Below are 13,820 nucleotides of genomic sequence, written 5' to 3'. Positions count from 1 at the left end.
GGGCCGGCCGGGCGCTAGTGTCGGCGCCGTCCGTACGATGCTGGAGGCGCCGTGATGTCGATGGTCCGTCGTGGGTTCCTTGCCGGGACCTTGCTCATTCCTGCCGCCTGTGCCGCCAAGATGCAGGAGAGCGGGGACGAGAAGCGCCAGCGCCAGTTGAAGGAGGACTGGCCCTGGCTCGGCCATTATGCCGCCGACAACGAAAAGCTGATCGCCTCGGGCCGAAAGGTCGACATCGTCTTCATGGGCGATTCGATCACCCAGATCTGGGCCGACAGCCGGCCCGGCTTCTTCACCCCCGGGCGCATCGGCCGCGGCATCGGCGGACAGACCACGCCGCAGATGGTGCTCCGCATGATGGCCGACGTGATCCGGCTGCGCCCGCGCCTCGTCCACATCATGGCGGGCACCAACGACGTTGCCGGCAACACCGGCAAGATCACGGTCCAGCAGAGCTGCGACAATCTCCAGGCGATGACCGAGCTCGCCCAGGCGCACGGTATCGCGGTGCTGCTCGGCGCGGTGCCGCCGGCGGATCGTTTCCCCTGGCGGCCGGGGGTGAACCCGGTCGAGCCGATCCGGCTGACCAACCTCTTCCTGCAGAACTATGCCCGCCGCGCCCGCGCGACCTTCATCGACTATACCGGCGTGCTGGCCACCGAAACGGGCGCGATGAAGCCCGGCATGGCCTTTGACGGCGTTCATCCGACCGCGCAGGGCTTTGCCGCGATGGAGAGCGAGCTCGCCCCGGTGCTGAAGGCGCACAAGGCGTGAGGGCGTTCCTTGCGGCGCTGGCGCTGCTCGTCGCGGCGCCTGCCGGCGCGCAGGTCCTCACCGCGGTGTCGCCCGACGGCAGCAACCGCATCTCGCTCCAGCTGAACGGTTCGGGCACGCCGGTCTATGCGGTGTCGCGCGGCGGCGGTCTGGTGCTCGCGCCGTCGCCGATCCTGCTCGACCTCGATGCCGATACGCTCGGCTATGGCCTGGCGATCACCGGGTCGGAGACCGCCAGCGCCGACGCCCGCTATCCGATCGTCGCCGGCAATGCCGCCGAAGGGCGCGACCATTACAACCAGCTCACCGTGCATTTCCAGGAGAAGGGCGGGGCGAAGCGCCGGATGGACGTGGTGCTGCGCGCCTATGACGACGGCGTCGCCTTTCGCACCGTGGTGCCCGTCCAGCCGCAGACAGCGGCCGCGATCGTCCGCTACGAGCGCACCGGCTTCTATTTCCCGCCGACCTACAAATGCTGGGGCTTCAACGTCGGCAAGTTCGGCTCCAGCCATGAAGGCGAGTTCGATCCCGTCGACGTGCCGCGCCTGCGCGACCACAACCTTTTCAGCCTGCCCTTCGCCTGCGAGACCGGCAAGGCCGCCTTCGCGCTGACCGAGGCGGACCTGCTCGACTTTGCCGGCATGTACCTCACCGGGCGCGGTGACGGCGGGCCCGGGCTGCAGGTCAAGCTCTCGCCCTCGCTCGACGATTATCGCATCGCCGTGCACACGCGGATCGGCAGCCCGATCGTCACGCCGTGGCGCGTGGTTATGCTGGCGGACCAGCTGGGCAAGCTCAACGAGTCGACGCTGGTCCTCGACCTCTCCAGTCCGAGCCGGATCGAGGATACGGGCTGGATACGGCCCGGCCTGACGAGCTGGGACTGGTGGAGCGGCCCCGTGATCGCGGCGCTGCCCGGCCAGCGCAGCACCACCGCGGTGGCCAAGGCGCTGATCGACTTCGCCGCCGACAATGGCCTGCCCTATACGATGATCGACGAGGGCTGGTATGCGGGGGCCGGCGGGGGCGGGGTGCGCCGGCCGGGCGTCGACATCACCAAATGGACCGACGCGCTCAACCTGCGCGAAGTGGTCGACTATGCCAGGTCGAAGAAGATCCGCCTCTGGCTCTGGATGCACTGGCAGGCGCTGGACGAGCAGCAGGAAGACGCGCTCGCCGAATATGAGAAGCTCGGCATCGCCGGGATCAAGGTCGATTTCATGGACCGTGACGACCAGTGGATGGTCAATTGGTATGCGCGCACGCTGGCGGCGGCCGCGCGCCATCACATCATGGTCGACTTCCACGGCGCCTATCCGCCGCGCGGGCTCGCGCGCACCTGGCCCAATTTCATGACGCAGGAAGGCGTGATGGGCGCCGAGTACAATAAATGGTCGCGCCGGGTGACGTCGCGCCACAACGTCATGCTCGCCTTCACTCGCGGCCTGATCGGCCCGATGGACTATACGCCGGGCGGCTTCCGCAACGTGACGCCCGAGGCCTTCCGCATCCGCGGCGACCTGCCCTTCGTCCAGACGACGCGCACGCATGGCCTGGCGCTGTACATCGCCTTTCTGTCGCCGGTCGCCGCGGTGTCCGACAGTCCGGACACCTATGCCGCCAGCCCCGCCGGCTTCGATTTCATCAAGGCGGTGCCGACGAGCTGGGACGAGACGCGCTATCTGGCCGGGGAGACGGGGGAATATATCGTCCTTGCCCGCCGCAAGGGCGCGCGCTGGTTCCTCGGCGCGCTGAACAGCGAGACCGCGCGCAAGATCGCCGTGCCGCTCGATTTCCTCGGCCGGCGGGGTGCGACGATGCGATTATGGGCCGACGGCGACAAGCCCGACGCCCCGGTCCTCACCGAGAGGCGGGTGGTGGAGGGAGAGGCGCTGACGCTCGATCTCGCCGCGCATGGCGGCGCCGCCGCGATATTCGAAAAATAGGGTTCAAAACTCGGACAATTGCAGATAACACCCTCCCGTCCGACGCGGCGAGCGATCGCGCGGGCGAGGAGAGTGGCGATGCGAATCACGCAAAGGGATCTGGCCGTCGCGGCGGTCGCGGTGCTGCTCGGCTGGGGCGCCAGCGCCCTGGCGCAGCGGCAGGATGTGCTCGGGCCGGCGGTGTGGAACTGGGACCGGCTGGCCGTGCAGAAGACCGATGTCGGCGCGCTGCGCACTCTCGTCCGCCAGCCCACCGCGACGCTGGCCGAGCTCGAGATGCACGTCACCACGCTCAACCCGGGCCTGTCCTCGCACCCGCCGCACCAGCATCCGAACGAGGAACTCGTGATCATCGACAAGGGGACGGTCGAAGCGCTCTCGGGTGGCAAATGGGAGCGGCTCGGGCCCGGCTCGGTGATCTTCAATGCGTCGAATGCGCCACATGCGTTGCGCAATGTGGGCGGGATCCCGGCCACCTATCATGTCATCAACTGGAAGACCGCCGCCACGCCGGCACAGTGACAGGGAGCTTCACCAGAATGGACCGTCGTTCGATCCTCGGCATTGCAGGCATCGCCGCGATGCTGCCGCCCGAAGTTCTCGCCCAGTCGCAGAGCTCGGGCAACGCCCCGTCCGAGAATGCCGCGCCCATCGGCCCCGAGCCGGGCGTGCGGCACAAGGTCGATTTCGGGGTGATCGGCCTCGATCATGCGCACATCTATTCGATGACCGACGCGATGATCCGCGGCGGCGGCGTGCTCAAGGCGTTCCACGCCACGGATCCGAGGCAGATCGATGCCTTCCGCAAGCGCTACGGCAATGCCGTGAAGCTGGCCCGCAGCGAGGACGAGATCCTCGGCGACAAGACGATCGGGCTGATCGCCGGCGCGCCGATCCCCGATCTCCGCGCGCCCCTCGGCATCCGGGCGATGAAGGCGGGCAAGGACTATCTCGGCGACAAGCCGGCGATCACCAGCCTCGACCAGCTTGCCGAAGTCCGCCGTACGATCAAGGAAACCGGCCGCAAGTTCGCGATCATGTATTCCGAACGGCTCGAGGTGCGCGCCGCCGTCCAGGCGGGCGAACTCGTGCGGCAGGGCCGGATCGGCAAGGTGATCCAGACCGTCAACCTCGCGCCGCACCGCATTGGCTCGGGTCGTCCGGACTGGTTCTGGGACAAGGCGCGCTATGGCGGCATCCTCACCGATATCGGCAGCCACCAGGCCGATCAGTTCCTGTTCTATACGGGCTCGAAGACCGCGCATGTCGTCGCCGCGCAGACCGGCAACCTGAAGTGGCCGGGCAAGCCGGACTTCGAGGATTTCGGCGACATGATGCTCACCGGCGACGGCGGCACCGGCTATGTCCGGGTCGACTGGTTCACGCCCGACGGGCTGCCGACCTGGGGCGATGGCCGGCTCTTCATCCTCGGCACCGAGGGCTATATCGAGCTGCGCAAATATGTCGACATCGCCGGCCGGCCCGGCGGCAACCATCTGCTGATCTGCGACAGGCAGGGCGTGCAGTACATGGATTGCTCCAGGGTCCATCTCCCCTTCGGCCCGCAGTTCATCGCCGATGTCGTCGAGCGCAGCAGCGTCGCACAGGATCAGGACCAGGCGCTGCTCGCGGCCGAACTGGTGCTCACCGCGCAGAAGAACGCCACGCGGCCGGTTTCGGCCTGAACCAGGGAAGGAGAGGGGCATGCGGCTTTCCAGACGCCAGACGCTCGGGGCCATCGCGGCGCCGATGATCGTGCCGTCCAGCGTGTTCGGCAGGAACGCGCCGTCGAACCGGGTGACGATCGGCGCGATCGGCGTCGGCCGGATCAGCAGGGTCCACGACATGAAGGAGATCCACAAGCACGCCGATGCCCAGATCGTCGCGGTGTGCGATGTCGATACCAAGCGGCTCGGCGCCGGCATGCAGCTGGTCGACGATCGCTATGCCGCAAGCACCGGCAAACCCTATTCGGGCACGCGCGGCCATTCCGATTATCGCGAACTGCTTGCCGCGAAGGACATCGACGCGGTGCTGATCTCCACGCCCGATCACCAGCACGCCCCGCTTGCCGTGCATGCGGTGCGGGCGGGCAAGCACGTCTATCTCCAGAAGCCCGCCTCGCTCACTATCGCCGAGGGGCGGCGGATGGCGGACGAGGTCAAGCAATCCGGCAGGATCCTCCAGATCGGGTCGCAGCAGCGTGGGCAGGACCCCTGGCCGCAATTCCACCGCGCCTGCGAGCTGGTCCGCAACGGCCGGATCGGCAGGCTGAAGCATGTGGAGATCGGCCTGCCCGGCGATCCCTCCGGACCGGAAGCGCCGCGGATGCCGATTCCGTCCAACCTCGATTACGACGCCTGGCTGGGGACCACGCCCGAAGTCTATTATACCGAGACCCGCGTCCACCCGCAGAACAGCTTCGAGGATCGGCCCGGCTGGCTCCGCATGGAGCAGTTCGGCGCCGGCATGATCACCGGCTGGGGCGCCCATCACGTCGACATCGCCCATTGGGGCATGGACATGGAGCATAGCGGCCCGGTCGAGATCTGGGGCAGCGCCGAATTCCCCAAGTCCGGGCTATGGAACGTGCACGGCCTGTTCGAGACGCATGCCCGCTATGCCAATGGCGTGACGATGACGATCTCGGGCGCGCTGCCCAATGGCGTGAAGTTCATCGGCGACAAGGGCTGGGTCTTCGTCCAGCGCACGGGCGCCGTCTCCTCCTCCGATCCCTCCAAGCCTGCCGACGTGCCGCTGACCGCGAGCGATCCGGGAATCCTCGACAGCGTGATCGGCCCGAACGAGGTCCGGCTCTACAAGGCGCCCGAGCAACATCGGAACTGGCTGGACGCGATCCTGAAGGGCGTGCCGGTCAGCGCGCCCGCCGAGATCGGCCACCGTGCCTGCTCGACCTGCCTGCTCCATCACATCGCGATGAAGACCGGGCGGCGGCTCAAATGGGATCCCGTGTCGGAGCGGTTCATCGGCGACGATGCGGCCAATGCGATGCTCAACCGGCCGCAGCGGGCGAAATACGCGATCTGAAGAGGTCCCCTCCGTGATCCCGGCTGACGGCCGGGGCCACGCTTTTTCTTCCCGCGGCCGCCTGCCTGGCCCTAAGGGGCGGTGGCAGCAGGATATGAGGGAGCGTCGCATGATCCGCACCGGAGTGATTGGCTATGGCCTGGGCGGCATGGCCTTCCATGCGCCCCTGGTGGCCGCCGTGCCGGCGCTGGAACTCGCCGCCATCGCCACTTCGCGCGCCGACCTGGTGCGTGAGCGCCATCCCGACGTGCCCGTCACCACGCCGGAGGCGCTGCTTGCCGATCCCGACATCCGGCTGGTCGTGATCACCACGCCCAACGACACCCACGCCCCGCTTGCGCGCCGGGCGCTGGAGGCCGGCAAGCATGTCGTGATCGACAAGCCCTTCGCGACCAGCCTTGCCGACGGCGAAGCGCTGGTCGCGCTCGCCAAGGCGAAGGGCCTGCTGGTCAGCGCCTTCCACAATCGCCGCTGGGACGGCGATTTCCGCACCGTCCGCAAGCTGCTGGACAGCGGCGTGCTGGGCGAGGTGATGCTGGCCGAGCTGCGTTGGGACCGGTTCCGCCCCGCGCTTGCCCAGGCCTGGAAGGAAGATCCCGGAGCGGGGGCCGGCATCCTCGCCGATCTCGGTCCGCATCTGATCGACCAGGCGCTTCAGCTCTTCGGCGTACCGGAGGCGCTCCAGGCCGATCTCGCGGTCCAGCGCCAGGGCGGGCGCACCGACGATTATTTCGAGATCACCCTGTTCCATGGCCCGCGCCGGGTGACGCTTTCCGCCGGTCGCCTGTTCGTCACGCCGCGTCCGCGCTTCTGGCTGCACGGCACCCGGGCCGATTTCGCCAAGCACGGCCTCGATCCGCAGGAGGCGCGGGTGAAGGATGGCGCCCGCTACACCGATCCCGCCATGGGCGACGAGGAGCCGCAATTCCACGGCACCCTCACGCGCGCCGATGGCGGCAGCGAGATCGTGCCGACCGAAACCGGCGACTATCGCGGCTATTATGCCGGCATCGCCAGGGCGATCACCGAGGGAGCGCCCGTGCCGGTCAGCGGCGAGGACGCGGTGCTGGGGCTGCGGATCATGGAGATGGCGCGGGAAAGCGCGCGGGAAGGGCGGCGATTGACCCTTTGACCGCGGTCGCGCACCGCACCCGTCATCCAGGCGACGATTACGGCCTAGGGCCGCCACCCCACCGCGATCGTTCGCGCCTCGAGCGTCACCGGCACCGTCGCGACGATATCCTTGGCCGAGGTGGCCAGCATCACTTGCACCGTCCCGCCCGCGATCTTCCAGCCATTGCCCGCCGCGTCCCATGTCGCGAGCAGGCGCGGATCGATCTTGAGCGAAACCTGCTTCGCTTCGCCCGGCGCCAGCGCGATCTTGTCGAAGGCGCCCAGCCGCTTCGGCGCTTCCCAGCCGGCGCCGGCGACATAGAGCTGCGGCACGGCCTTGCCCTTCACCTTGCCGGTGTTGCGCACGGTGAAGCTGGCCGAGACCGTTCCGCCATCGGCGCGCGCGCGCAGCCCCGAATAGGCGAACGTGGTGTAGCTGAGCCCGTGCCCGAAGGCGAAGGCGGGCGTCAGCCCCTTGGCGTCATACCATTTATAGCCCACCGTCGCGCCCTCGCCATAGCTCGTGTCGCCCTTGTTGGGCGCGGCGGGCTTGGCCAGCTGGTCGAGGCTCGCCGGGAAGCTGACCGGCAGATGGCCTGAAGGATTTTCCTTGCCGAACAGCAGGTTGGCGATCGCGTTGCCGCCCTGGGTGCCCGGATACCACGCGGCGAGGATGGCGGCGACCTGGTCGCGCCATGGTGTCAGCACCGGTCCGCCGGTCTCGAGCACCACCACCGTTCGCGGATTGGCCTTGGCCACCGCCGCGATCAGCTTGTCCTGGCCGTCCTCGAGCGTGAGCGACACGTCGAACGCCTCGCCCGCCCATTGCGTGGCGAAGACGATCGCGACATCCGCATCCCGGGCGAGCTTCGCGGCGCTGCCGGCATTGCCGCCATCGGCGAACACGATCTCGGCATTGGGCGCCTGCGCCCTGATCGCCGCGAACGGCGCATCGGGATAGTACATCACCGGCCCCGGCCAGGTCGCCGGCTTCAGGCCGGGCACGGCATTGCCGCCCACCGGATAGACCAGCGACGAGCCGCTGCCCGCGAGCACGCCCTTGTCGGCGCGCCCGCCGATCACGACGATCTTCCTTGCCGTAGGCGAGAGCGGCAGGATCGCGTCCCGGTTCTTGAGCAGGACGGCGCCGCCCTCGGCATCCCGGCGAGTCGCTTCGGCATGGCTGGCGAGCATCGCGGGGGCCAGGTCCATCGGCGCCTCGGCGATCGGCCTTTCGAACAGCCCGTTGGCGAACATCGCATGCAGGATCGCGCCCGCCATCGCGTCGAGCCGCGCGGCCGAAACCTCGCCCTTCGCCACCGCCGCCTTCAGCGGCGCGCCGAAATAGGGCTCCTTGTCGAACGGGAAGCCCGAATCCTGGTCGAGCCCGGCATTCGCGGCCGGCGCGGTGGAGTGCGTCGCCCCCCAGTCCGACATCACATAGCCCTTATAGCCCCAGTCGCGGCGCAGCACGTCGGTCAGCAGCCAGGGGTGTTCGCAGGCATGGATGCCGTTCACCCGGTTGTATGCGCACATCACCGAACCCGGATCGCCCTTCTCGATCGCGATCTGGAAGGCGAGCAGGTCGCTGGTCCGCGCCGCGCCCTGGTCGATGATCGAGTTGCCGGTATCGCGATCGGTTTCCTGATCGTTCACCGCATAGTGTTTCACGGTGGAGATGATGTGGTTGGACTGGATGCCGGCGATCTGCGCGCCCACCATCGTGCCGGCGAGCAGCGGGTCCTCGCCGCCATATTCGAAGTTCCGGCCGTTGCGGGGTTCGCGCATCAGGTTGACGCCGCCGGCGAGCATCACGTTGAAGCCCGACGCGCGCGCCTCCGCGCCGATCATCGCGCCGCCGGCATGGGCGAGGTCGACGTCCCAGCTCGCGGCGGTGGCGAGGCCCGAGGGCAGGGCGGTCCGTCCGCGCTTTCGCGCCGCGCCGCCCTGGGTGGCCACGCCGATGCCGGCATCGGTCTGCCACTGGGCGGGGATGCCCAGCCGGGGAATGCCCGGCACATAGCCGGCCGAGCCCTGCCGCGCTTCCGCGTGGGCCTTATAGCCGTTCTTCGGCGCGAAATCGGTGCCGAAATAGCCGAAGACCAGCGTCAGCTTCTCGTCCTCGCTCATCTGTGCGAGCACTGCCTTCACCCGCGCATCGGGAGCGAGGCCGGCATCCATCCAGGGCCGGGGCTGGTCCTGTGCGGCGGCGGGGGCCGCGGCCGCGAGAGCGATGCCCAGTGCGATCAACGGCGCCGTGAAGGCGTGACGGCGGACGTGCATGATTCCCTCTCTCGCTATTTTTGTCAGCGTTGTCGGGAAGGATATACAGGTCAAGCGCTGGTAACGCTATCGCCCGGATGGCTATGGCCTTTCCGGACGAGGCGGAGGTGACCATGACACGGAAACCCAGGCCGAGGACTCATTCGGCGAACCCCGTCATCCCCGCGCAGGCGGGGTGACGAAAGAGAGCGCGGGGATGACGGAGGAAAATCAGATACTTGTTTGAGTCCTCGACCTAGGGCAGATTCGCCTTCAGCTCGTCGATCCAGGGCCGCGCCACTCCGTCCGAGGGCGCGCGCCAGTCGCCGCGCGGGCTTACGGCGCCGCCGGCCGAGACCTTGGGCCCGTTGGGCAGCGCCGATCGCTTGAACTGACTGGTCTGGAAGAAGCGGAACAGGAACTCCTCCAGCCATTTCGCGATCGTCGCCAGGTCATAATGGTGCCGTGCATCCTCGGGAAAGCCGATCGGCCATTGCCCCGTCGCGGCATCCTTCCAGGCGTGCCAGGCGAGGAAGGCGATCTTGGAGGGGCGCAGGCCGTATCGGATCGTGTAGTGGAGGAAGAAATCGTGCAGCTCGTACGGGCCGATCCGTTCCTGCGTGCTCTGCATCTTGCCATCCGCATCGGCGGGGACCAGCTCGGGGGAAATCTCGGTATCGAGGATGCTGGTCAGCACGCGTGCCGCCGCGCCGGCGAACTGGCCGGTCTGCACCGTCCAGCGGATGAGATACTGGATCAGCGTCTTGGGCACGCCGGCATTGACGCCGTAATGGCTCATATGGTCGCCCACGCCATAGGTGCACCAGCCCAGCGCCAGCTCGCTGAGGTCGCCGGTGCCGAGCACGAAGCCGTGGCGCTGGTTGGCCAGGCGGAACAGATAATCGGTGCGCAGGCCCGCCTGGACGTTCTCGAACGTCACGTCATAGACGGGCTCGCCGCTGGCAAAGGGATGGCCGATGCCCTCGAGCATCGTCCGCGCCGCCGGGCGGATGTCGATCTCCGCGCCGGTCACGCCCAGCGCGTCCATCAGCGCCCAGGCATTGGCCCTGGTCCCCTCGCTGGTCGCGAAGCCCGGCATGGTGAAGCCGAGAATATCGGTGCGCGGACGGCCGAGCCGATCCATCGCCTTGGCCGCGACGATCAGCGCGTGCGTGGAATCGAGCCCGCCCGAGACCCCGATGACGATGTGCCTGGCGCCGGTGGCTTCCAGCCGCTTGCGCAGCCCCTCCACCTGGATGTTGAACGCCTCGTAGCAATCCTCCTCCAGTCGGGAGGGGGTGTTGGGGACGAAGGGGAAGCGGCGCAGCTTGCGGAGCAGTCCCCTGTCGGCATGGTCCGGCCGGTGCTGGAAGGTCACCCGGCGGAAGCGCGTCTCCGGATCGCCATTGTCGGCGGCGCAGTCGTTGAACGTGCCCATCCGCATCCGCTCGAGCCGCAGGCGCTCCAGGTCGATATCGGCGCACACCACTTCGGTGGTCAGCTCGAAGCGCTCGGTGGTGGCGATCAGTTCGCCCAGCTCGTGGATCATGCCCTGGCCGTCCCAGGCAAGATCGGTGGTGCTCTCGCCGGGGCCGGAGGCGGAATAGACATAGGCCGCCACCGCCCGCGCCGACTGGGCCGCGCACAGCATCGCCCGCTCGCGCGCCTTGCCCACCACGATGTTCGAGGCGGAGAGGTTGCACAGCACCAGCGCCCCGGCCAGCGCGCCTTCGGTGGAGGGGGGCAGGGGAGACCAGTAATCCTCGCAGATCTCGACATGGAAGACGAAGTCGGGAAGCTCCTCGGCCGCGAAGATCAGGTCGGTGCCGAAGGGCACTCTCTGCCCGGCCACCACGATCTCCAGCCCCGCCAGGCCGGCCCCGCGCGCGAACCAGCGCTTCTCGTAATATTCGCGATAATTGGGCAGGTAGCTCTTGGGCACCACGCCCAGGATCCGTCCGCGCGCTATGGCGACGGCGCAATTGTAGAGCCGCCCGTTGCGCCTGAGCGCGGCGCCGACCAGCAATACCGGCTTCAGCTCCGCGCTCGCCGCCACGATCGCCGCGATCCCCGCCTCGGTCGCCTCGCAGATGGTGTCCTGCAGGTGCAGGTCGTCGATCGCATAGGAAGTGACGTTGAGTTCGGGATAGACGAGCAGGTCGGCGCCCTGTTCGTCGCCCTGCCGCGCCAGCGCGATCGCCGCCTGCGCGTTGGCGGCGGGATCGCCCACCACCACCGCCGGCGTGCACAGGCCCGCGCGGATCATTCCCTGGCGGTGGATCGAATAAAAGGGGTGGGACTGGCTCATCGTCTCCGTCTTGCAACCGGTTATGTTTCGATCACGCCACACACCTAGTCGCTCGGGCGCGCTTGTGCCAACCCCGCGCAGAGGATACCCGCAGGCCATGCTCCATTGGATCCGCCGCCAGTTCGACGCGCATCCGGTGCGGGCGGTCATGATCGTCTTCGCGGCCTATACGGTCTTCAAGATCAACTTGAAGTTCTTCGCGCCGGAAGGGCCATGGTGGCGCGGCTGGCACGACCAGAAGCAGTATCTGCTGTCGGCCAGGGCCTTTCTGCGCCTCGACCTGAGCCCGGACCAGCATTGGTACCCCTTGCTCTATCCGCTCGCGGGCGCGCCCTTCGCCTGGGCGCCGACGCCCTTCGTGCCGATCAACCTGGCCTGCTATGCGCTCGCCTTCTGGGGCTTCCACCGCGTCTGCGCGCGCCTCGGGGTCGGGAGCTTCGCCGCGGGGCTGCTGTTCCTCGCCGCGACGATCGGCGACCTGCGCATCTCCAAATTCTGGCTCGAGCCCTGGACCACCACCATGTCGGCGGCCCTTATCTGGCTCGCCTTTGCCGAGGCGGCGGACATGATGTCCGGCGCGCGCCGCCGCCCCTGGCTGCTCGGGGCACTGCTGGCGGGAATCGCGCTGGTTCGCCCGGCGGACGTCGTGGTGGGGGTCGTCATCGGCGGCTTCGCCCTGTGGCGCCCGGTGCTGATGGAGCGGCGTTGGCCGGATCTCGCCCGGGCGACCGGCGGCGCGGCGGCGGCGTTCCTTCCCTATGCGGCGCTCTATCTCGCCATCTATGGCTGGCGCCTCACCGACTATACCCTGCTCTCGGGCGACTATGGCTTCGCCTTCGCCGATCTCGGCTGGAAGGCGAGCATATTGCTGGTCGATCCCGCACCCTGGTTCCCCGGCGAGACCGGCCTGCTGCGCGAACTGCCCTGGCTGCTCACCGGCGCGGCGGGCCTGATCCTGGGCGTCATGCGCCTGCGGGGCCCGGCGCGCTGGCTCACGCTCTGCATGGCGCTGGCCGCGCTGATCTACACCGCGATGATGCTTGCCTATGTCGATCTGGTGCCCAGCGGCATGTGGCGCTTCTTCAACGCCCATTATTTCAAATGGCTGTTCCCGATGGCGGCGCTGTTCACCTGGCTGCTCCTCACCTGGCGCGACCTGCGCGGGCTGGTGGTGGTGGCCGCACTGGTGCTGCTCGCCAGCTTCCGCATCGTGCCGCGCCCCGCCATGCCGCAGGAGCCGGCCAAGGCGCTCGCCTTCGCCGCGCCGGCAGCGCCGTGGCAGGACATCTATTTCGCCCGCTCGGCAGTGGTGGATGCGAAGGGGCCCCAGCGCAGCCCGGCCGACTATCACCAGCTATGGATGGGGAACCGGGTGATGGCGATCGCCTTCAAGCGGCGGTTCGAGGGCGAGGCGCTGTGGTACGGCGTCACGCCCGCCAGCGTCGCGACCTGGCCCAGGGGCAGCGGCAAGGCGGAGGTGGTGCTGCCGGGCAGCTGGCCGCAAAGGCCGGTCGCCCGCTATGCGACGAAGCTCGAATTCGGCTATCCCTGCTGGGCGCCGCCATTTCCCTGCGGAACGGGGCCGGGGCCCGCACTGCCGAGGAATTGAGGCGATCAGACCTTGGCGGAGTAGATCATCCGGCCCGGGCCGAGCCGCTCGAACAGCTTGGCCAGCTCGTTCTCTCCCACCGCGAAGCAGCCCTGGCTGCGGCCGAGCTTGCCGTGCCGGCCGATCATGTCGGTGTTCGCATACCAGGCCGAATGGACCACGATCGCGCGGTCGAGCGCGTTGTTGTTGGTCGGGTCGAGGCCGAGCAGGCGCTGCGAGTCGCCATGCTTGCCGACATAATAGTCGGCGGTCAGGAACGCGCCCTCGCAGGTCGCTTCCGAATTCACTTCGTTCGAGAAGCGCTGGAGCAGCCCGGTATGCTGCGGATCCGAGCCGATGCCGTGCGCGACCAGGAAGCGCTCGACCTGGCCGGTTCCCAGGTTCACCACGAAGAAGCGCGGGCTGTAGGAAGGCGAGGCGAAGTCGGCGATCGCGATCCGGTCGTGCGACGGGATGCGCATCGAATGGCGGTTGAGCGCGGCCAGCGCCTTCTTGAACAGTTCCGGGCGAATGCCGGCGGGCACGCCGGGCACCTTGGCGGCGGCCACTTCGGGCGCCTTGGGAATTTCGGGGATCGGCGCCGGGACCGGCAGCGGCGCCGGTGCCATCGCGGTTCCGATCGTGCGCGAGGCGCAGGCCGAAACCGCCGCGCCGCTCGCCATCACCAGCGCCGTCCTCAACAAGGCGCGACGCGACTGAATCGTATCGAGACTATCCATCACTATCCAAAAAGCCCGCTGCTCGTCCCCAAGGGGAACCT

At 68.3% G+C, this 13,820-nt stretch carries 10 protein-coding genes; 7 read left to right on the top strand and 3 right to left on the bottom strand.

The genetic code is table 11. The features are described 5' to 3' along the window. Positions 1-54 precede the first annotated feature (54 nt). The 6 genes from FHR20_RS09150 to FHR20_RS09125 all read left to right on the top strand — a co-directional run bounded on the left by FHR20_RS09150 (position 55) and on the right by FHR20_RS09125 (position 6,900). Complete coding sequence (locus tag FHR20_RS09150; protein ID WP_167299206.1) at positions 55-774, top strand: GDSL-type esterase/lipase family protein; 720 nt, start codon at positions 55-57, stop codon at positions 772-774. Continuing rightward, positions 771-2,720 (top strand): glycoside hydrolase family 97 catalytic domain-containing protein, encoded by a 1,950-nt coding sequence (locus FHR20_RS09145; protein WP_167299205.1) that lies wholly within the window; start codon positions 771-773, stop codon positions 2,718-2,720. Before FHR20_RS09150 ends, FHR20_RS09145 begins: the two co-directional genes overlap by 4 nt. 78 nt (positions 2,721-2,798) lie before the next feature. Continuing rightward, positions 2,799-3,242: a cupin domain-containing protein gene (locus FHR20_RS09140; RefSeq protein WP_167299204.1), complete on the top strand. Its 444-nt coding sequence runs from the start codon at positions 2,799-2,801 to the stop codon at positions 3,240-3,242. Between the two features lie 17 nt (positions 3,243-3,259). Next, the gene (locus tag FHR20_RS09135) at positions 3,260-4,405 is read left to right on the top strand and encodes a Gfo/Idh/MocA family protein (RefSeq protein WP_167299203.1); all 1,146 of its coding nucleotides are present in this window, start codon (positions 3,260-3,262) and stop codon (positions 4,403-4,405) included. Positions 4,406-4,424: 19 nt separating this feature from the next. Next, positions 4,425-5,768 carry a Gfo/Idh/MocA family protein gene (locus tag FHR20_RS09130; protein ID WP_167299202.1) on the top strand — a complete coding sequence of 448 codons (1,344 nt, stop codon included), beginning with the start codon at positions 4,425-4,427 and terminating at the stop codon, positions 5,766-5,768. Between the two features lie 109 nt (positions 5,769-5,877). Further along, positions 5,878-6,900 carry an oxidoreductase gene (locus tag FHR20_RS09125; RefSeq protein WP_208413454.1) on the top strand — a complete coding sequence of 341 codons (1,023 nt, stop codon included), beginning with the start codon at positions 5,878-5,880 and terminating at the stop codon, positions 6,898-6,900. 44 nt (positions 6,901-6,944) lie between these two features. On the opposite strand, the gene FHR20_RS09120 is transcribed toward FHR20_RS09125, so the two are convergent. Together FHR20_RS09120 and FHR20_RS09115 are read right to left on the bottom strand one after the other, a co-directional pair. Continuing rightward, a complete protein-coding gene (locus tag FHR20_RS09120; protein ID WP_167299200.1) occupies positions 6,945-9,164 on the bottom strand; it encodes a beta-glucosidase in 2,220 nt (739 codons plus the stop codon). A gap of 235 nt (positions 9,165-9,399) precedes the next feature. Beyond that, the gene (locus FHR20_RS09115) at positions 9,400-11,451 is read right to left on the bottom strand and encodes an NAD(+) synthase (protein ID WP_167299199.1); all 2,052 of its coding nucleotides are present in this window, start codon (positions 11,449-11,451) and stop codon (positions 9,400-9,402) included. A gap of 97 nt (positions 11,452-11,548) precedes the next feature. Here FHR20_RS09115 and FHR20_RS09110 point away from each other — a divergent pair, with 97 nt between their 5' ends. Next, complete coding sequence (locus FHR20_RS09110) at positions 11,549-13,060, top strand: hypothetical protein (RefSeq protein ID WP_167299198.1); 1,512 nt, start codon at positions 11,549-11,551, stop codon at positions 13,058-13,060. A 5-nt stretch (positions 13,061-13,065) separates the two neighbouring features. Here the strand turns inward: FHR20_RS09110 and FHR20_RS09105 are convergent, their stop codons facing one another. Beyond that, a complete protein-coding gene (locus FHR20_RS09105; RefSeq protein ID WP_086130001.1) occupies positions 13,066-13,779 on the bottom strand; it encodes a murein L,D-transpeptidase catalytic domain family protein in 714 nt (237 codons plus the stop codon). Positions 13,780-13,820 lie beyond the last annotated feature (41 nt).

Source organism: Sphingomonas leidyi (genome assembly GCF_011761945.1).
Taxonomy (GTDB): Bacteria; Pseudomonadota; Alphaproteobacteria; order Sphingomonadales; family Sphingomonadaceae; genus Sphingomonas; species Sphingomonas leidyi.
The sequence above is the reverse complement of the archived record's forward strand: the minus strand, read 5'-3'. Positions and strand labels throughout refer to the sequence as shown.

Bases quoted from the DNA above. Each gene is read 5' to 3' on its own strand.
- FHR20_RS09150 (WP_167299206.1), top strand. From the start codon at position 55: ATGTCGATGGTCCGTCGTGGGTTCCTTGCCGGGACCTTGCTCATTCCT.
- FHR20_RS09140 (WP_167299204.1), top strand. From the start codon at position 2,799: ATGCGAATCACGCAAAGGGATCTGGCCGTCGCGGCGGTCGCGGTGCTG.
- FHR20_RS09135 (WP_167299203.1), top strand. From the start codon at position 3,260: ATGGACCGTCGTTCGATCCTCGGCATTGCAGGCATCGCCGCGATGCTG.
- FHR20_RS09130 (WP_167299202.1), top strand. From the start codon at position 4,425: ATGCGGCTTTCCAGACGCCAGACGCTCGGGGCCATCGCGGCGCCGATG.
- FHR20_RS09125 (WP_208413454.1), top strand. From the start codon at position 5,878: ATGATCCGCACCGGAGTGATTGGCTATGGCCTGGGCGGCATGGCCTTC.
- FHR20_RS09120 (WP_167299200.1), bottom strand. From the start codon at position 9,164: ATGCACGTCCGCCGTCACGCCTTCACGGCGCCGTTGATCGCACTGGGC.
- FHR20_RS09115 (WP_167299199.1), bottom strand. From the start codon at position 11,451: ATGAGCCAGTCCCACCCCTTTTATTCGATCCACCGCCAGGGAATGATC.
- FHR20_RS09110 (WP_167299198.1), top strand. From the start codon at position 11,549: ATGCTCCATTGGATCCGCCGCCAGTTCGACGCGCATCCGGTGCGGGCG.
- FHR20_RS09105 (WP_086130001.1), bottom strand. From the start codon at position 13,779: ATGGATAGTCTCGATACGATTCAGTCGCGTCGCGCCTTGTTGAGGACG.